Here is a 16,804-nt window from a genome sequence, read left to right as displayed (position 1 = left end):
GATTATTTCTTGGCCCGCAGGCCCAGCAGTTCCCAGAACCGTCCGGTGAAGGCGCCGTGGACGAAGGAAAAGACCAGGGCGATGGCGATGGGGATCAGGGCATAGAGCTTCTCGCCCTGGCGGGTGGCGGCGGCCAGTTCGACCAGCCGGTCCGAGTACAGGAACAGCAGGAAATACAGGCCGGCGCTGACGGCCCCGAGCAACAGGGTCACGGCCAGGGCCCGCGCCGAGCCGCCGGTCAGGGTGTATCGACTCATGGTTGAAGACTCCCGTGAATGGGTTCGACCAGATCCCCGGCGAGGGGAACAGGGCGCGCAAGTTTAGGGAATGTCAGACAATAATAGAAACGATATATAGTCGATGGATTATGAAAAATTATTGTATAATATTGTTTTAAATTGATATTTAATATCCTGCGGCAGGTCCAAACCCATGGAAACCGAACTCCTGCGGACCTTTCTCGAGGTCCATCGCATGCATTCCTTCACCCAGGCCGCCGAGAACCTGTCCCTGACACCCTCGGCAGTCAGCGCCCGCATCCGCCAGCTGGAGGGCGAGATCGGGCGCCCGGTGTTCCGGCGCAGCAGCCAGAAGGTCAGCCTGACCGCGGCTGGTGAGCGCCTGCTGCGCCATGCCCAGGGCATCGTCCAGGCCTGGGAGCGGGCCCAGCGGGCCGCCACCGAGGATGACCGGACCCAGATCGTGGTCGCCGGGGTGGCCAGCTTCTGGGACATCTTTCTGCAGGAGTGGCTCAACCGGGTCTATCGCGAGCTGTCCGGCATCGCGCCCTGGGTGGAGGTCAGTACCGCCGCCCGGGTGGCGGAGAAGCTGATCCAGGGCGAGGTGCACCTGGGTTTTCTCTACAGCCCGCCCCAGCACGCCGGTCTGGTGCTGCGCGAGGTCGAGCGCATGGAACTGGTGCTGGTATCGACGCGCTCCGGTCAAGACGTGGAGCAGACCCTGGCGCGGGACTATGTGTTCGTCAACTGGGGCACGGTCTTTTCCAGCCAGCATGACCGCCACTTTCCGCACCGGCCGCCGGCCGCGGCGCGCAGCAACTCCGGCCAGGTGGCGCTACGGCTGATCCAGGCCGCCGGCGGCGGCGCCTATCTGCCGCTGGCGCTGGTGCGCCGCGAGTTGGAGGCCGGGGGGCTGTACCGGGTGGAGGATGCCCCGGTGTTCGGGCTGCACGCCTATGCCGCCTGGTCGGCCCGTGCCGAGCAGGCCGAACTGGTCGAGCGCATGCTGGAGTGTCTGTGAGGGATTAAAGACTGATACGGCAGTGGGGAGATCAGTCAGGTAGGTCGGATTAGCCCGAAGGGCGTAATCCGACATCCGGTGGTCGGCCTTGTCGGGTTACGCTGCGGCTGACCCGACCTACGCAACTGATCTACGGGATATTATTCAGAATTTCTCTGCGTCTCAGCGCCTTTGCGTCCTCTGCGTTCCTGCCGCAGCAGTGGGGAGATCAGATGATCTCGCTGGGATCGCGGCGCTTGTGGCCGGCCTCTTCCAGGCGCTGCAGGTATTCCTGCCAGTACCTGTCCTGGTTCTTGCCCAGGTCGTACAGGGTGTCCCAGGAATAGATGCCGGTGTTGTGGTTGTCGTCGAAATGCAGCTGCACGCCGTAGCTGCCCACCGGGGTGATGTTCTCGATGTTGACGTCTTCCTTGCCGACCTGCAGTTTGCCCTGCCCCGGCGCATGGCCCTGAACCTCGGCCGAGGGCGAATGCACCCGCAGGTATTCCGCCGGCAGGTTGAAGGTCTCGCCGGTGTCGAAGCTGATCTCCAGGGTGCGGGACTTCTGGTGCATGTTGATCTCGGTGGGATGCGCGCTCATGTCTTGATTCCTCGGAAAATCGGGTTGGTTCGCTGGTGCCACCTTAGCCAAAGGCGGGCGGGCCGGCAAAATCCCCTGTAACTTGTGGGCATCGGCGGTGAATAACGCAGAGGCCGCAGAGACGCAAAGGTAAAAAAATTAGAAATCCCTTCGCATTGGTTTTCTTTTCGTCATTCCGGCGCAGGCCGGAATCCATGGAGGACTCAGACAGATGGATGCCCGCCTCCGCGGGCATGACGGTTAATTCCAAGCTTCTTCCTTAAAGCCCTCTGCGCCTCTGCGTCTTTGCGAACTCTGCGTTCCCGCCATCAAGGTAAAATTACAGAATATACCGGCTCAGGTCGTCGTCGCCCGCGAGATCGGCCAGGTGCTTCCTGACCAGATCGGCGTCGACGCTGATGGTCTCGCCGCTGCGGTCGGCGGCCTCGAAGGAGATCTCCTCCAGCAGCCGCTCCATCACCGTGTGCAGGCGCCGGGCGCCGATGTTCTCGGTGCGCTCGTTGACCTCCCAGGCAAAGCGCGCGATCTGTTCGATGCCCTCCGGCGTGAACGCCAGGGTCACGCCCTCGGTGGCCAGCAGGGCGGCATACTGCTCGGTGAGCGAGGCGTCCGGCTCGGTCAGGATACGCACGAAGTCCTCAACCGCCAGCGCGTCCAGTTCCACCCGGATGGGCAGCCGGCCCTGCAGTTCCGGGATCAGGTCAGAAGGTTTGGCCAGGTGGAAGGCGCCGGAGGCGATGAACAGGATGTGATCGGTCTTGACCATGCCGTGCTTGGTGGAGACAGTGCTGCCCTCGACCAGCGGCAGCAGGTCGCGCTGCACCCCCTCGCGGGAGACGTCGGCGCCGCTGCCCGCGCCCTCCGAGCGCTGGGTGACCTTGTCGATCTCGTCCAGGAACACGATGCCGTTCTGCTCGACCAGTGTGATGGCCTGGGTCTTGACGTCCTCGTCGTTGACCATCTTGGCTGCCTCCTCGTCGCGCAGCAGCTTCCAGGCATCGCGGATCTTGAGCTTGCGGGTCCTGGTGCGGCCGCCGGACATGTTCTGGAACATGCTCTGCAGCTGGCTGGTCATCTCTTCCATGCCGGGCGGGGCCATGATCTCCACGCCCATGGGCGTGGCGCTCAGCTCGATCTCGATTTCGCGTTCGTCCAGCTCACCCTCGCGCAGCTTCTTGCGCAGCTTCTGGCGGGTTTCGGAATCGGCCGGTTTTTCCGGCGCCTCCTGCGGCTGGGCGAAGAAGCCGCCGCCGCTGCCGCTGCGCGGCTGGGGCAGCAGGGCATCCAGGATGCGTTCCTCGGCGGCGTCCTCGGCGCGGTGGCTGACCTTGTCCATCTCGCGCTCGCGGGTCATCTTGATGGCGATATCGATCAGGTCGCGGATGATGGACTCGACGTCGCGGCCGACATAGCCGACCTCGGTGAACTTGGTGGCCTCGATCTTGATGAAGGGCGCGTTGGCCAGCCGCGCCAGGCGCCGCGCGATCTCGGTTTTGCCCACGCCGGTGGGGCCGATCATCAGGATGTTCTTGGGGGTGATCTCGTTGCGCAGGGCCTCATCGACCTGCATCCGGCGCCAGCGGTTGCGCAGGGCGATGGCCACGGCACGCTTGGCCGACTGCTGGCCGATGATGTGCTTGTCCAGCTCCTGGACGATTTCGCGTGGCGTCATTTCCGACATGGGAATCAGTCTTCCTGGGTCAGGGTCTCGATGGTGAGGTTGCGGTTGGTGTAGATGCAGATGTCGGCGGCGATGTGCAGACTGCGCTCGACGATCTCGCGCGCCTTCAGCTCGGTGTTCTCCAGCAGGGCGCGGGCCGCGGCCTGGGCGAAGGGGCCGCCGGAGCCGATGGCGATCAGGCCCTGCTCGGGCTCGACCACGTCGCCGTTGCCGGTGATGATCAGCGAGACAGTCCTGTCCGCCACCGCCAGCAGCGCCTCCAGCCGGCGCAGGGCGCGGTCGGTGCGCCAGTCCTTGGCCAGCTCGACGGCCGCGCGGGTGAGATTACCGCGGTGCTTCTCCAGCTTGGCCTCGAAGCGCTCGAACAGGGTGAAGGCATCCGCGGTGCCGCCGGCGAAACCGGCGATCACCTGGCCCTGGTACAGGGTGCGCACCTTGCGCGCATTGCCCTTGAGCACGGTGTTGCCCAGCGTGACCTGGCCGTCGCCGCCGATCACCACCTGGTTGTCGCGGCGCACCGACAGGATCGTGGTGCCGTCGAATTGTTCCACTGACGCGTTCTCCGATTGCGAGGGGTGCAGGGGCTGGGAATTGTACCCGAATCGGGCTTCAGGGGTCAGGGGTGGATCGCAGGATGGGAGGAGGCGCATGCACCGTAAGCCATCGCCAGGCACGGGAATGATGGGTTGCGCTGCGCTCCACCCATCCTACACCACTCCTCACTCCTCACTCCTCACTCCTTTCCGCTTCCGCGCCCGCGGATGGGCCTGATCGTAGACCTCGGCCAGGTGCTGGAAATCCAGGTGGGTGTAGATCTGGGTGGTGCTGATGTCGGCGTGCCCCAGCAGTTCCTGCACGGCGCGCAGATCGCCGCTGGATTCCAGCAGATGGCTGGCGAAGGCATGGCGCAGCATGTGCGGATGCACGCGTCCCGGCAGGCCGCGGGCGCGGGCGTGGCGTTCCAGGCGCTGCTGGATACTGCGCGGCGTGAGGCGGGTGCCGCGGCGGCTGACGAACAGGGCCGGCTCGTCGGCCGCGGCCAGTTCCGAGCGTACCTCCAGCCAGCGCGTGAGTGCCGTGCGCGCCTGGCGGCCGACCGGCAGCACCCGGCCGCGGTTGCCCTTGCCGGTGACGCTGACCAGGGCGTCGCCCAGATCGAGGGCGCTGCAGTCCAGCCCGACCAGCTCCGCCAGCCGCAGGCCGGAGGAATAGATCAGTTCCAGCATGGCCTGGTCGCGCCGCTCCAGGGGGGTGTCGCCGGCGGGCCGCAGCAGCTGGTCCATGCGATCCACGTCCAGCGTCGCGGGCAGCCGGCGCGGGCTTTTGGGGGCGCGAATGTCGCGGGCGGGATTGTGCGTGAGCCGGCCCTCGCGGATCAGGAATTCGAACAGGCCGCGGGCGGCGGACAGGCGGCGCTGGATGCTGCGGCCAGTGAGGCCGCGGCGGTGTTCGCGGGCGGCGAAGGCGCGCAGCTGATGGCTGCTGAGACGGGACCAGTCGCTGCACGCCTGCGTGTGCAGGAACTCGACCAGTGAACGCAGATCACGCCGGTAGTTGCTGATGGTGTGGGCGGACAGGCGACGCTCGTGGGCCAGATGCTGCAGATAGGCCTCGACGGCCGGCCATGCCGGGTCGGTGCTCACGCCGGATCCGGCGCCTCGAGGTAGGGCGCGAACGCGCAGCCGATCAGGTCGCTGAGGTTGCGCAGGAAGTGGGTGTCCATGCCGGGGTGGTAGTAGTTCGGGTCCTCGTTGCCGATGGCCAGCATGCCCACGGCGGGGGCGCCGCCCAGCGGCAGCAGCGCGGCCGACTGCACCCGGGTGACCCGGTCGCCGAACAGGTAGTCGAGTTGTTCCGGGCGCAGATGCCCGCACAGGAACTGGCCCTGTTTCAGCGCCCGTTCGAACAACCCCAGAGCGGGTTCGCCGGGATGGATCAGCCGGACCTGCTCACTGGCGACTGTACGCGGCAGGCCCTGTACGGCCAGGGCCACGGCGTCGGCATTGAATTCGCCGTAGAGGTTGTCGAACAGGGTCTGCAGTGCCGCCTCCAGACCGCGTGCCTGCATCAGCGCGACCGTGAGCCGGTGCAGATTCTGGTGCAGGGCATCGTTGTCGCGCCCGATCTGCACCAGTTCCATCAGCTTGTGTTTGTACTGACGGTTCTGCTCCCGCAGGCTCTCCACCTGACGCTCGATCAGGGAGACGGCCGTCCCGCTCGGGTGCGAGAGCTCGAGCTGGGCCAGGAGCTGCGGCTGCCGGTCGAAGAAATCCGGGTGCCGGCGCAGATAGTCGGCGACCTGCTCGGCGTCGATCGTACTGCCTGCCTCGGTGCGGGCTTCCAGGTTCTTCTGTGTACTCATAACGGGATGGTCCCCTCAAACACGCTGACCGCCGGTCCGGTCATGAAAACGGATGCATTCTCCCCCGGCCAGCTTATCACAAGATCGCCGCCGGGCAGGCTGACGCGCACGCGTTCATCGAGTCGGCCCTGCAGCCGGCCGGCCACGACGGCGGCACAGGCGCCGGTGCCGCAGGCGCAGGTTTCGCCTGCGCCGCGCTCATGGACCCGCAGGCGGATATGGTTGGATGCCAGGATCTGCATGAAGCCCACATTGACCCGGTTGGGAAAGCGCGGGTGGTGTTCGATGCGCGGCCCGAGTTCCGCCACCGGCGTCCGCTCGATATCCTCCACCGTGAGCACGGCGTGCGGATTGCCCATGGACAGGGCGCCGATCCGGTATTCCTGTCCGTCGACTTCGATGGGATAGACGGACGCGCGCGCCGGTGCCTGGAAGGGAATGGCGGCCGGCTCCAGTCGCGGCGGTCCCATGTCCACCGTGACCTGGCCGTCGTCTTCCAGCTGCAGTTCGATGGGCCCGCCCAGCGTCTGTACCGTCAGCGCACGTCTGTCGGTCAGACCCTGGTCGTGGACGAAGCGCATGAAGCAGCGCGCGCCGTTGCCGCACTGCTCGACCTCGCCGCCGTCGGCATTGTAGATGCGGTAGCGGAAGTCGGCCGCGGAATCACTGGCAGGCTCGACCAACAGCAGCTGGTCGCAGCCGATGCCGCGATGGCGATCGGCCAGCCAGCGCACCTGGTCGGGACTCAGGGCCACGCTCTGGTTCACGGCATCGATGACGACGAAGTCGTTGCCCAGGCCGTGCATCTTGGTGAATCGCAGGTTCATGCGTCTGTTTGTCCCGGTTCTTGATATGGCCACGGAAGCACACGGAAGTCACGGAAGATATTGTATGGCTTTTTTGTTGCCGTGTATTTCCGTTGCGGCCTACGCTTTATTGGCCTCAGGCCGATTCGGCACTGACCACCCGGTTCTTGCCGCCGCGCTTGGCTGCATACAGCAGGCGGTCGGCCTGTCGCAGCTGATCATCGAGACCGCCGCTGGCATCGGCCTGATGCACGCCGATGCTGATGGTGAAGCTGCGGTCGGTATACCGTCGACGCGGATGCGACTGACCTGGTCGCGGATCTTCTCGGCGACCGCCCCGGCCTCGTGCAGGTCGGTCTCCGGCAACAGCACCAGGAATTCCTCGCCGCCCCAGCGGGCGGAGTAGTCGCTGGCGCGCAGGCACTGGCGCAGGATGCGTCCGGTCTCCTTCAGTACGGCATCGCCGGTCAGGTGGCCGTGAGTGTCGTTGAGCTGCTTGAAATCGTCCAGGTCGCACAGCAGCAGGCACCAGGGGTGGTGCATGCGTCGGGCGCGGGCCAGTTCCTGCTGCAGCTGTTCGTACATGGCGCGGCGGTTGGGCAGGCCGGTCAGGGTGTCAGTGCGCGCCTCACGCTCCATCGACTGACGCAGCGACTGCATGGCCAGGTTGGCCTTGAAGCGGGAATACTCATGGACATAGGACATGATGCTTACCGCCAGGAAGGAGGCGAGAAAGCGGGTGGCGAAATCCGGATCATATTCGGTCAGCAACAGCGGATTGGCGGGAACCAGCAGCAGCGCGGCCATGGCCAGGAAATAGGCGCCGAGCAGGCTCCCGCCCAGGCGTGGGCCGTACATGAACAGAATCAGGGGAATGGCGATATAGCTCCACAACGGTCCGGTGCCGTTCACGCCGCCGGTGACCAGCAGGTACAGGCAGGTGACGGCCATGATGGCGATCACCACCCCGGCCGCGCTGCGGTAGTTGTGCAGTTGCCGGAACAGCAGGTAGTTGCTGATGCCGGCCAGGGCCGAGCAGACCAGCAGCCCGCCGAGGACATACTCGCCGCGGGTCAGGGCACTGAAACCGAACAGGAACAGGTAGGCCGAGCCCACGGTGGAGAACAGGGCGATGATGAAGGCCTGGCGGTTGCGGTCGACATTCAACGCCTGGGCGGTGCCCGGGCTGGTGCTGTTCTGGTTATTCATTCACTGCTTCTGATTTGTTCATGCGGGGATGTCCCACGGCCTCGCGATCCCCCGAAGCTGGAAAATGAGGGGGTGCGAAGGATCCCCGCGGGGCTGCCCGCCAGCGCGACGTTATTACCACTTATCCACACTGAAGCGGTGAGGTCAATCCTCCGGCAGCAGGGACTCGCCGCGGTACAGATCCTCGATATGCTCGCGCGCGCGGATCAGGTGGACCTGCCCGCCGTCGACCATGAGTTCAGGGGGGCGCGGCCGCGAGTTGTAGTTGGAGCTCATGGTGAAGCCGTAGGCCCCGGCCGAGCGCACTGCCAGCAGGTCCCCCTCGGCCAGCGCCAGTTCGCGGTCCTTGCCCAGAAAATCGCCGGTCTCGCACACAGGTCCGACAATGTCGTAGCGGCGCGGCGCGGCCGCGCTGTCGAGCCTGACCGGGACGATATCCTGCCAGGCACTGTAGAGCGAGGGCCGGATCAGGTCGTTCATGCCGGCATCGACAATGGCGAAGTTGTGCGCCTCCGTGCACTTGAGGTACTCGACCCGGGTGACCAGGATGCCGGCATTGCCGGCGATGGCGCGGCCCGGCTCGATCAGGATTTCCAGCTCGCGATCGCCCAGTTCGGCCAGCAGGGGGGCGATGTACTCGGCCGGCTCGGGCGGGGTCTCATCGCGATAGCGGATGCCCAGGCCGCCGCCCAGGTCCAGGTGTTCGAGATTGATGCCCGCCGCCGCCAGCCGGTCGACCAGCGCCAGCACCCGGCGCAGGGCATCGACGAAGGGCTCGGTGCGGGTGAGCTGGGAGCCGATGTGGCAGTCGATGCCGGTCAGGCGCAGGTGCCGGTGGCCGGCGATGTCGCGATAGATGCCCTCGGCCTGGTGGATGTCGATGCCGAACTTGTTTTCCTTCAGGCCGGTGGAGATATAGGGATGGGTACCGGCGTCCACGTCGGGGTTGACCCGCAGCGAGACCGGGGCCGGGATGCACACATCGGCCGCCACCTCGGCCAGGCGCTCCAGCTCGCCCAGGGATTCGACATTGAAGCAGTGGATGCCGGCCTCCAGCGCCTGGCGCATCTCCGCGGCCGTCTTGGCCACGCCGGAGAACACCACCTGCCCCGGATCGCCGCCGGCGGCCAGTACCCGCGCCAGCTCGCCGCCCGAGACGATGTCGAAGCCCGAGCCCAGCCGCGCCAGGCAGTTGAGCAGGGCCAGGTTGGAATTGGCCTTGACGGCATAGCAGACCCGGTGCGGTCGCCCGGCCAGGGCGGCGTCGAAGGCGTGCCAGTGCCGCTCCAGGGTGGCGCGGGAATAGATGTAGCAGGGCGAGCCGTGGGTGTGCACGATGTCGGTGACCGGCACGTCCTCGGCATACAGGCTGCCGTTGCGGTAGTCGAAGGCATCCATGAGCGGTTTACTGTTGCTCGCTGTTGCCGGAATCGGGCAGGTACAGCGGCCCCTTCTGGCCGCAGGCGCCGAGCAGGCCCGCCAGCACAAGCACGAGCAGCAGGGCGGGCCGGTGGCGCGGCTGTGTTAAGGTGAGACGCATGACTGGGTTCGGCTGGCGTGTGTCAGCCGGCAACATACCCCAAAGCCCCGAGTGAGACAATCACGTGCCCGACTACGAACCCCCGCTGATCCTGGAACCGCCGGCCGGTACCGAGGTGCGCGCCAGCGTGATCTGGCTGCACGGTCTGGGGGCCAGCGGACATGACTTCGAGCCGTTGATTCCCGAACTGGGACTGCTGGAGCGCGGCGTGCGCTTCGTGCTGCCGCATGCGCCGGACCAGCCCGTCACCATCAATGGGGGTGCGGTGATGCCGGCCTGGTATGACATCCGCGAACCGGATATCGACGCCACCCCCGATGCGGACGGCATCCGACGTTCGGTGGACTACCTGCAGCGGCTGGTGGCCGCGGAAATCGCGCAGGGTCTGCCCTCCGGGGCCGTGCTGGTGGCAGGCTTTTCCCAGGGCGGCGTCATTGCCCTGCACGCCGGCCTGACCCACGCCGAGCCGCTGGGCGGGGTGCTGGGACTGTCGACCTACCTGGCCCTGCCCGAGGCGCTTACCCGCGAGATGCCGCCGGCCAACCGGGCCGTGCCGGTGTTCCTGGCCCACGGCACGGCCGACCCGGTGGTGCCCGTCGCGCTGGCCGAGGCCGCCCGTGACCGGTTGACCGGGCTGGGTTGCGAAGTGGATTTCCATGCCTATCCTGTGCCCCATACCGTGTCCCTGGACGAGCTCGCCGATATCCGCGTCTGGCTCGCGGCCCGGCTGGCGCCGCGGCTCGGCTGACCCAACCCTTTGATACACGTCAACGCATGTGCGGCCCGGTGGCGTAGACTGGCCGCATCCTGATCAACCCGGACGATTGAGTGAAAGTCATGATACGTAGATGGCTGCAATTGCTCCTGTTCGGCGCGGCGCTGGTGGTGAACCTGTCCGCTCCGGCCGCCCCTGACGGTGCCCGCCTCTATACCCGCATGTGTTCGGTCTGTCATGGCGATGCCGGCGACGGTGGCGTGGGCGTGCCCCTGCGGCTGCCGGCCTTCCAGGACGGTGTCCTCCGATGCCTATCTCAAGCAGACCATCCGGCTGGGACGGCCGGGGCGGGTGATGCCGCGCTTCGATCATCTGAGCGCGGCCGAGGTCGAGGCCATCGTCGAGCATATCCGCGGCTGGCACGACGGCGACCGGCCGGTGTTCAGCCAGGCCCGGATCGAGGGCGACGTCCAGCGCGGCGCCCGGCTGTTCAGCCAGCACTGTGCCCAGTGTCACGGAGAACAGGGCGAGGGCGGCCAGGGCACCGGCGTGACCTTCTCGCGCCCGCGCGACCTGCCCATCATCGCCCCGGCGCTGAACAACCCCGGTTTCCTGGCCGCGGCCTCCGATGCCATGATCAAGGCCACCCTGATGCAGGGCCGCGAGGGCACGCCCATGGCCTCCTTTCGCGAGCAGGGCCTGAGCGAAGAGCAGATCAATGACCTGGTGGCCTATGTGCGCAGTTTCGAGGGTGAGCACACCGACCCCGCCCCCAGGGTCGAGGAGATCGAGCCCACCCTGGTCTACGACTCCCCCTATGGGCTGGAAGAGACGGTTGAGGCCGTGGAGCGGGCCGCAGTGGGCAAGAACTTTCGCCTGATCCGCCGTCAGAAACTGGAGGAAGGCCTGTTCCCGGAGGGCGAGGAGAATGACCGGCAGGTGATCGTCTATTTCTGCAATTTCAATTTTCTCTATGATGCACTGACCGTCGATCCCCGCGTCGGCCTGTTCCTGCCCTGCCGGGTGACCGTGGTCGAGCAGGAGGGTCAGGTGCGAGTGATGACCATCAACCCCAAGCGCCTGAGCGTGCTGTTCAACAATGAAAGACTGGATCAGGCCTGTGACGAAATGCACAGGATCTACACCGACATCCTTGAGGAGGCCACGTTTTGAAGCGGATGAGACTGACGCTGCTGATTCTGCTGCTGGCCGCCCTGCTGCGCCCGGCGCTGGCGCAGGATCTGTTCATGGTGCGCTCGCAGCAGCCCTTCGCCGAGTCCATGCTGCTGCTGCAGGAGGCGGTGCGTGAGCAGGGCTACACCCTGTCGAGGGTGCAGCGGGTCGACATCGGCCTGACCAAAATGGGCTATGAGACCGACAAGTACCGGGTGGTGTTCTTCGGCAAGCCGGAGCAGGTGCGGCGCCTGACCCGGGAGCATCCCGAGCTGATCCCCTACCTGCCGCTCAAGATCGCCATCTTCGCCGAGGAAAGCGACACCCTGCTCGTCGCCGCCAACCCGCGCCACATGGCCGAATTCTATGGTGACGACGAACTGACCGCCGTGTTCGATCAATGGGCGGTCGATATCCAGGCCATGCTGGACCGGTTGCAGGCGGCCGAGGGGATGTAGTCAGGCTCAGGTGTCGGGTGTTTGGGCTTTGCTCAGCCCAACCTGCGTTCACCCTGGCCCTGACTTACAGCTTCGCCAGCGCGTCGTTGAGCCGCTGCTCGATACGCTTCTTGTAGTTGAGAAAGTGGATGGTCTGCAGTTCCTGCGCGGTGTCCACGCCGAGCAGGTTGCGGGCCAGGTCGATGTCGGTGATGTAGATCGGATAGGTCTGTCCGCTGGCGCGCTTGCTCAGGATGTAGCGGGCCACCTCCTCGAACAGTCGTTCGCCGTACTCCAGGGTGGAGAACTCCTGCTCATTGCAGTACATGGTGAACACCGAACGGTTGTTGTCCATCATGTCTCCGATCACCTGCACCCCGAAATAACTGCGCGACTGCTTGAACGGGCTGATGTTCTGCGGTTCCAGCCGCGGCTCGGCGCCATGACGGTGATGGATCTGGTAGTAATCGATGGCGGCCACGTTGAATTCGCCCTTGCCCGCCTCCTGCACCAGGAAGTTCATGCGTTCCTGGATCTTGTTGAGAAAGCGCTGGAACTGGGTGAGCAGGGTCAGGGCATCGTGGAAGGCCACCACCTGATGGAACAGCGACCCCTTCTCGTCCAGCACATAGACATGGGCGTTGGGGCCGTCGACCTGGTAGAACAGCTGCAGTCGGCCGGGGCGGTTGGCCCTGAACAGCGCCGGCAGCGGTGTGTCACTCAGGGTGGAAGGATCGATACCCAGCGGGCTGAAGCATTCCTGCGGTGCAGCCAGTTCCTGCAGCAGGGCCGCGTAGGACTTGAAGTGGCGGTAGCGCGGCACGCCGTTTTCCGGCTGCAGCAGGTAGTAATCGTGACTGACCTGCAGCAGATAGCGGGCGTTGCTGCGGTCCTGTGCACGGTAGAACCAGGCGATGACCTGCTCGAACACATCGCGAATGCGGTTGGCGATGGGCGCGCCGCGGTGGAAGAGAAACTGAAGGTATTCACACCCATCGGCGGCTGGCCGGCGTCGACGGGGGTCCAGGCCAGGTAGTCGCACAGACAGTCGAGCAGGGCGTGATCGCCGCTGTAATGGAAAGTGAGAATCTCCTGCCAGCTGGTCTGGACGATCAGCTCGAAGTTGATGGCGAGATTCTCCCAGCGACCGCCGTAGCTCAGCGCATCGGTGCGGCTGCTGACCAGCTGCATCCCTTCGCGGGTGAGCTTGGCCATGGGGTCCACGCCCAGGTTGATGAACAGGGCGTTGCGGGCCACCCGGGCCGGCTCGGCCAGGGCATCCAGGTCGGGGTCGGTCAGCCGGCCGCGCGGAAAGATGTCCTCCAGGCAGTCCATCACCGAGCGCTGCTCCCAGCTGCTGACCGTGCAGTCCTCGGGGTGCAGGCTGATCATGCTCAGACTGGACTGGGTGATATGATTGAAATGGCACCAGGCCAGGATCTCCACCAGGCTGTGACCGCGCTTGAGCGGGCGCTGGCCGCCGGTCTCGCCGCTGCGCACCAGGCCGCGGTAGAGCACCCAGCCGGTCTGGCCGGGGTTGCGCAGCTGGTGCAGTGACAGACGGTCCTCGGACAGGTCGTCGGAGATGCCGGGATTGACCAGGTCGACCTTGCCCGCCTTGCGCTCGAAGGCCGCGTACAGGCGCCGACCGAGCAGGTTGAGCTCGGCCGGGTCGATGGTGTGGTCGTCGTCCTGAATCCGTGCAAAGTCCGACAGTGCCTGGTAGCTCTGGCGCAGGGCATCGACCAGGATCTGGCGTTCCTCCAGCACCTGGTGGATCTTCCATTGCGGGCGGGTATCGAGCAGCTGCAGGTGGCCGTCGGACCAGCCCCATTCCTGCACCAGTTCGCGCATCACCTCGCGGCGCCAGCTGATGTTGCCGCGGCGGTCGGGCCGACTCATCTTCTCGTTGATCTTGAAATAGAAGCAGCGCCGGGCCAGCTCCAGGCGTTCCAGCTCGCCATTCTCCAGCAGATACTCCTCCACCCGCCGGCACATCTGCACATAGGGGTCGAGTCCGTCCAGGTTGGTTTCGCCGCCGTAGACCGCTTCCTTGAAACGGTGGCTGAGCATGCGGATGTGCGGGTATTCGTCGGAGTAGGCCTCCATCAGCAGTATCTTGAGCGCCGACTTGTAGGGCGAAGGGAGACCGCCTTGTAGAGCTGCCACAGGGTAGCGCCGAAGAACTCGCCGGCCGGCATTTTGTCCAGACCCCCGAAATCGACCACCTCCTTCGGATTGACGAAGCGTTTGTGCAGCAGCTGGCTGACGTATTCCTCGTAGACCATCTCGTACTGCGGCGGTACCAGCCACCAGACCGGATAGCGCCCGGCGATCAGCAGTCCGGTGCGGTAGAACTCGTCCAGCAGCAGGTGATGCTGGGCGCTGCCGCTGCTCTCGCTCGACAGGCTGTCCATCTCGCCGGCCCGGAAGGCGGCATCGTCCATCAGGAAGAAGTGCACCTCCAGGCTCATGCTGGCGGCCCAGCTCTCGATGTTGGCCGCCTTCTGCGCCAGCATCTCGCGGGCCTCGCTGTCCATGTCGTTGCGGATGCAGACCCAGATGTCGAAATCGCTCTTGCGCGAATAGGCGATGGTGCCGGAAGAGCCCATCATGTACAGCGCCAGCACATCGTGTGCGCGCACACTGCGCTGCTGGTAGGTGAAGCTCTTGGACAGCTTGCGGGCGGCGTCCAGGGTGCGCTTGTTCGGCTTGTAATCCGAGACCCCGGCCGGGGCCTTGCTGGAGAGATAGCCCGGCAGCATCGGGTGGTTGATGTGGAACAGCAGCGGCAGCAGATCCAGGAACAGGCGGTGACGGTCGCGCAGCCCGGCATGGACCCGCTTGAGCCGGTCCTGGTTGATGACCATGAACCGGCGCTGGACATTGCGCAGCTGCACGCCGTCCATCTCGATCCGGGGTTTCATCTGCTCGACGACGGCCATGCTGTCGGTGGCGGCTCCCTGTTGTGAGCCAGGGCCTGTCTACAGGCCCTGAAGGTGTCAGCCGGCGGCGGTACGCGTGCCGGCGGCCGGGTCAAGGGTCTGGGCGGCGCGGTTGATCAGGGTCTGGGTGTTGTCCGCCTTGCGCCATTCCGCCAGCCCGAAGGCGGCGTCTACACCAGCGTCGGCGAATTCCGCTGCCAGGCGCTCGTGCAGCTTGGCGATCAACTGTTCGGCATCCGCCTGCCGCGTCTCCGGCAGGGCGAGAATGAAGCGCTGATCCTCGCTGCACCCGATCATGTCGGCCCAGCGCAGCTGATCCTTGAGGATGCGGCTGACCCGGATCCGTGCCTGGTTGTCCACCTCGCCGTGCAGCTCCAGCAGCACCAGCGACAGCGGACTGTCGTAGCGCCGGCAGCGCGAGACCTGGGGTTCGAGGGCCACACCCAGGCCCCGGTGGTTGAGCAGACCGGTCACCGGGTCGGTCAGGGACTGTTCGGCCAGCTCCCGCTCCAGGCGCTGCTGTTCGCTGTGATCGCGGAACCACAGGGCCCGGCTGCCGTCGGTCAGCGGCAGGTACCGGACCTGCAGTTCCAGCCGCTCGCCGCGGGGGCCGGTGTAGCTGAGGCTGTCCGCGTTCGCGGCCAGCAGCGGGTGATCCGGACCGAGGCCATCGAGGCCGGTATCGAGCAGCCGCAGCAGGGCCGCGTTGGCGGCGCGTGGCTGTCCGTCGCTGTCCAGTACCAGCAGGGCGTCGTGACTGGTGTCGAGCAGCTCGCCGAGCTGCGAGGGGGTGAGCCTGTCCCACATGGCCGGGTGTCTCCCTGGTTATAAGTGTCGGAAAATTGACATCCGCACATCCCGGAATGTCTTGAGATTTAGCGACCTAGGGGTGTTTTGCTTTAGGAGTGAGGCGTCAGTCGTACTCGCTGGCGCGCCGGGCCAGGCCGCGGACCTTCTCGACCGGGAATCTTTTCTCGTTCAGGTCCATCTTGTCATGGGCGGCCTGGATCAGGTCGATGTCGAGTCGCTCACCCAGGCGGACGAGATAGATCAGGATATCGGCCAGTTCCAGGCGCACGGCCTCGCGCTTGTCCGCGGGCAGGGCCGCGCTTTCGGCCTGGGTCAGCCACTGGAAGTGTTCCACCAGTTCGGCCGCTTCGGCGATCAGGGCCATGGACAGATTCTTGGGCGAGTGGAACTCCTCCCAGTCGCGGGCCCGGGCGAAGGCGGCCAGGCGGCGGTTGAGCTGTTCCAGGCGGTCGCTGTCAGGCGTGTTCATGCTCTCCTCCAGCCCGTCACAGGCTTCAGCCGGACGGCGGGGTGCCGTTATCTACAGATGTAGAACCAACGCTGGTCCGAAATCTACATGAAAACAGGGATCGTGTCCGCAGGGAATCATTGCCTCCGGCTGTTGCTGCCGCTGCTGCTGGCGTTGCCGGCCGGGCTGCCGGCGGCCGAGGTCCGCGGCGTGGTGACGCTGCAGCACAGCGGGCTGTTTGCCGGCCGTGCCGGCGCGGATCGGCGCATCGGGCTGGCCCTGTGGCCGGACGCGCCGGGTCTGGCGGTGGAAGCACCCTCCGGAATCGAGCATGAGTTGCGCATCGACGCCGACCGCATCCGGCCCGATTTTCTGCAGGTCCGCCCCGGCGAGCCGATCCGGCTGGTCAATCTCGATCCCGTCGAACATCAGCTCTTCGCCCTGGTGCCGGGTGCGCACAGCGAGGTCGATGTGCGCCTGCGCCCGGGCGGCCGTGCCGGTGAGCAGAGCATCCGTTTCACCGCAGCAGGCACCCGCCACCTGTTCTGCCGCCTGCACCGGCGCAGCTATGCCCGTATCGATGTGGTCGACGCCCCGCGGCTGGCCATCGTCAATCCCGGTGAGCGCTTCGAGTTCCGCGACCTTAAGGCCGGACGCTGGCGGTTGCGGGTAGCCGGTATCGGTGCCGAGACCCTGGAGCTGGACACCATCGCCATGATCGCGCCGCCGCCGTTGAGCCTGCGTCTGCCGGTCCACGGCGGAGTGCAGCCCGAGCCGGGCGCTGAGGGTGCAGCGGCGACCGTCGAACAGTTGTATCCGGCCGCGCCGGTGAAGTGAG

Annotated in this window: 20 protein-coding genes; 5 read left to right on the top strand and 15 right to left on the bottom strand. The window is 65.8% G+C overall.

Features of this window, described 5'->3' with window-relative positions; genetic code table 11:
- Positions 1-2 precede the first annotated feature (2 nt).
- A complete protein-coding gene (locus D6C00_RS07965; RefSeq protein ID WP_125181230.1) occupies positions 3-257 on the bottom strand; it encodes a hypothetical protein in 255 nt (84 codons plus the stop codon).
- Between the two features lie 175 nt (positions 258-432).
- Here D6C00_RS07965 and D6C00_RS07960 point away from each other — a divergent pair, with 175 nt between their 5' ends.
- Positions 433-1,260, top strand: a complete 828-nt coding sequence (locus tag D6C00_RS07960) for a LysR family transcriptional regulator (protein ID WP_125181229.1) — start codon at positions 433-435, stop codon at positions 1,258-1,260.
- A 208-nt stretch (positions 1,261-1,468) separates the two neighbouring features.
- Here D6C00_RS07960 and D6C00_RS07955 read toward each other — a convergent pair whose 3' ends face one another.
- From D6C00_RS07955 to lptM, 9 genes are all read right to left on the bottom strand, one after another.
- Positions 1,469-1,840: a gamma-butyrobetaine hydroxylase-like domain-containing protein gene (locus D6C00_RS07955; protein WP_125181228.1), complete on the bottom strand. Its 372-nt coding sequence runs from the start codon at positions 1,838-1,840 to the stop codon at positions 1,469-1,471.
- A 319-nt stretch (positions 1,841-2,159) separates the two neighbouring features.
- Positions 2,160-3,521 (bottom strand): ATP-dependent protease ATPase subunit HslU, encoded by a 1,362-nt coding sequence (gene hslU, locus D6C00_RS07950; protein WP_125181227.1) that lies wholly within the window; start codon positions 3,519-3,521, stop codon positions 2,160-2,162.
- 5 nt (positions 3,522-3,526) lie between these two features.
- The gene (gene hslV / locus D6C00_RS07945) at positions 3,527-4,072 is read right to left on the bottom strand and encodes an ATP-dependent protease subunit HslV (RefSeq protein WP_241546826.1); all 546 of its coding nucleotides are present in this window, start codon (positions 4,070-4,072) and stop codon (positions 3,527-3,529) included.
- Positions 4,073-4,240: 168 nt separating this feature from the next.
- Positions 4,241-5,164: a tyrosine recombinase XerC gene (xerC, locus tag D6C00_RS07940; protein ID WP_125181225.1), complete on the bottom strand. Its 924-nt coding sequence runs from the start codon at positions 5,162-5,164 to the stop codon at positions 4,241-4,243.
- Positions 5,161-5,883, bottom strand: a complete 723-nt coding sequence (locus tag D6C00_RS07935; protein WP_125181224.1) for a DUF484 family protein — start codon at positions 5,881-5,883, stop codon at positions 5,161-5,163. The genes xerC and D6C00_RS07935 overlap by 4 nt, the downstream gene beginning before the upstream one ends.
- Entirely contained in the window at positions 5,880-6,710 is an 831-nt protein-coding gene (gene dapF, locus D6C00_RS07930) for a diaminopimelate epimerase (protein WP_125181223.1), read from the bottom strand. Before dapF ends, D6C00_RS07935 begins: the two co-directional genes overlap by 4 nt.
- 99 nt (positions 6,711-6,809) lie before the next feature.
- Positions 6,810-7,898, bottom strand: coding sequence for a GGDEF domain-containing protein (locus D6C00_RS07925; RefSeq protein ID WP_125181222.1), 1,089 nt, complete (start codon positions 7,896-7,898; stop codon positions 6,810-6,812).
- A gap of 144 nt (positions 7,899-8,042) precedes the next feature.
- The gene (gene lysA, locus D6C00_RS07920) at positions 8,043-9,296 is read right to left on the bottom strand and encodes a diaminopimelate decarboxylase (RefSeq protein WP_125181221.1); all 1,254 of its coding nucleotides are present in this window, start codon (positions 9,294-9,296) and stop codon (positions 8,043-8,045) included.
- Positions 9,297-9,303: 7 nt separating this feature from the next.
- Positions 9,304-9,438: an LPS translocon maturation chaperone LptM gene (gene lptM, locus D6C00_RS07915; protein ID WP_125181220.1), complete on the bottom strand. Its 135-nt coding sequence runs from the start codon at positions 9,436-9,438 to the stop codon at positions 9,304-9,306.
- Between the two features lie 64 nt (positions 9,439-9,502).
- Here lptM and D6C00_RS07910 point away from each other — a divergent pair, with 64 nt between their 5' ends.
- From D6C00_RS07910 to D6C00_RS07900, 3 genes are all read left to right on the top strand, one after another.
- Complete coding sequence (locus D6C00_RS07910; protein WP_241546825.1) at positions 9,503-10,186, top strand: alpha/beta hydrolase; 684 nt, start codon at positions 9,503-9,505, stop codon at positions 10,184-10,186.
- Positions 10,187-10,390: 204 nt separating this feature from the next.
- Entirely contained in the window at positions 10,391-11,326 is a 936-nt protein-coding gene (locus D6C00_RS07905) for a c-type cytochrome (protein WP_206609532.1), read from the top strand.
- A 5-nt stretch (positions 11,327-11,331) separates the two neighbouring features.
- Positions 11,332-11,784 (top strand): DUF302 domain-containing protein, encoded by a 453-nt coding sequence (locus D6C00_RS07900; RefSeq protein WP_241546911.1) that lies wholly within the window; start codon positions 11,332-11,334, stop codon positions 11,782-11,784.
- A gap of 64 nt (positions 11,785-11,848) precedes the next feature.
- Here the strand turns inward: D6C00_RS07900 and D6C00_RS07895 are convergent, their stop codons facing one another.
- The 5 genes from D6C00_RS07895 to D6C00_RS07875 form a co-directional block, all read right to left on the bottom strand.
- Positions 11,849-12,586, bottom strand: a complete 738-nt coding sequence (locus D6C00_RS07895; protein WP_125181218.1) for a hypothetical protein — start codon at positions 12,584-12,586, stop codon at positions 11,849-11,851.
- Positions 12,484-13,872, bottom strand: a complete 1,389-nt coding sequence (locus D6C00_RS16330; RefSeq protein ID WP_125181217.1) for a class I adenylate cyclase — start codon at positions 13,870-13,872, stop codon at positions 12,484-12,486. Before D6C00_RS16330 ends, D6C00_RS07895 begins: the two co-directional genes overlap by 103 nt.
- Complete coding sequence (locus D6C00_RS16325) at positions 13,872-14,708, bottom strand: class I adenylate cyclase (protein WP_125181216.1); 837 nt, start codon at positions 14,706-14,708, stop codon at positions 13,872-13,874. The genes D6C00_RS16330 and D6C00_RS16325 overlap by 1 nt, the downstream gene beginning before the upstream one ends.
- Positions 14,709-14,765: 57 nt before the next feature.
- Entirely contained in the window at positions 14,766-15,515 is a 750-nt protein-coding gene (locus D6C00_RS07880; protein ID WP_125181215.1) for a GGDEF domain-containing protein, read from the bottom strand.
- A 106-nt stretch (positions 15,516-15,621) separates the two neighbouring features.
- Positions 15,622-15,987 carry a nucleotide pyrophosphohydrolase gene (locus tag D6C00_RS07875; protein WP_125181214.1) on the bottom strand — a complete coding sequence of 122 codons (366 nt, stop codon included), beginning with the start codon at positions 15,985-15,987 and terminating at the stop codon, positions 15,622-15,624.
- A gap of 87 nt (positions 15,988-16,074) precedes the next feature.
- Between D6C00_RS07875 and D6C00_RS07870 the strand changes: the two genes are divergently transcribed.
- Entirely contained in the window at positions 16,075-16,803 is a 729-nt protein-coding gene (locus tag D6C00_RS07870; protein ID WP_125181213.1) for a cupredoxin domain-containing protein, read from the top strand.
- The last annotated feature ends 1 nt before the right edge of the window (position 16,804 follow it).

Source organism: Thiohalobacter thiocyanaticus (assembly GCF_003932505.1).
In the GTDB taxonomy this organism is placed as follows: domain Bacteria; phylum Pseudomonadota; class Gammaproteobacteria; order Thiohalobacterales; family Thiohalobacteraceae; genus Thiohalobacter; species Thiohalobacter thiocyanaticus.
Note: the sequence above shows the minus strand (reverse complement) of the source record. Positions and strands in the feature narration are given on the sequence as shown.

What these genes read in the sequence shown, in the direction of transcription:
- D6C00_RS07965 (WP_125181230.1), bottom strand. Translation starts at nt 257, where the DNA reads ATGAGTCGATACACCCTGACCGGCGGCTCGGCGCGGGCCCTGGCCGTG.
- D6C00_RS07960 (WP_125181229.1), top strand. Translation starts at nt 433, where the DNA reads ATGGAAACCGAACTCCTGCGGACCTTTCTCGAGGTCCATCGCATGCAT.
- D6C00_RS07955 (WP_125181228.1), bottom strand. Translation starts at nt 1,840, where the DNA reads ATGAGCGCGCATCCCACCGAGATCAACATGCACCAGAAGTCCCGCACC.
- hslU (WP_125181227.1), bottom strand. Translation starts at nt 3,521, where the DNA reads ATGTCGGAAATGACGCCACGCGAAATCGTCCAGGAGCTGGACAAGCAC.
- D6C00_RS07935 (WP_125181224.1), bottom strand. Translation starts at nt 5,883, where the DNA reads ATGAGTACACAGAAGAACCTGGAAGCCCGCACCGAGGCAGGCAGTACG.
- dapF (WP_125181223.1), bottom strand. Translation starts at nt 6,710, where the DNA reads ATGAACCTGCGATTCACCAAGATGCACGGCCTGGGCAACGACTTCGTC.
- D6C00_RS07925 (WP_125181222.1), bottom strand. Translation starts at nt 7,898, where the DNA reads ATGAATAACCAGAACAGCACCAGCCCGGGCACCGCCCAGGCGTTGAAT.
- lysA (WP_125181221.1), bottom strand. Translation starts at nt 9,296, where the DNA reads ATGGATGCCTTCGACTACCGCAACGGCAGCCTGTATGCCGAGGACGTG.
- lptM (WP_125181220.1), bottom strand. Translation starts at nt 9,438, where the DNA reads ATGCGTCTCACCTTAACACAGCCGCGCCACCGGCCCGCCCTGCTGCTC.
- D6C00_RS07905 (WP_206609532.1), top strand. Translation starts at nt 10,391, where the DNA reads ATGGCGATGCCGGCGACGGTGGCGTGGGCGTGCCCCTGCGGCTGCCGG.
- D6C00_RS07900 (WP_241546911.1), top strand. Translation starts at nt 11,332, where the DNA reads ATGAGACTGACGCTGCTGATTCTGCTGCTGGCCGCCCTGCTGCGCCCG.
- D6C00_RS16330 (WP_125181217.1), bottom strand. Translation starts at nt 13,872, where the DNA reads ATGGAGGCCTACTCCGACGAATACCCGCACATCCGCATGCTCAGCCAC.
- D6C00_RS16325 (WP_125181216.1), bottom strand. Translation starts at nt 14,708, where the DNA reads ATGGCCGTCGTCGAGCAGATGAAACCCCGGATCGAGATGGACGGCGTG.
- D6C00_RS07880 (WP_125181215.1), bottom strand. Translation starts at nt 15,515, where the DNA reads ATGTGGGACAGGCTCACCCCCTCGCAGCTCGGCGAGCTGCTCGACACC.
- D6C00_RS07875 (WP_125181214.1), bottom strand. Translation starts at nt 15,987, where the DNA reads ATGAACACGCCTGACAGCGACCGCCTGGAACAGCTCAACCGCCGCCTG.
- D6C00_RS07870 (WP_125181213.1), top strand. Translation starts at nt 16,075, where the DNA reads ATGAAAACAGGGATCGTGTCCGCAGGGAATCATTGCCTCCGGCTGTTG.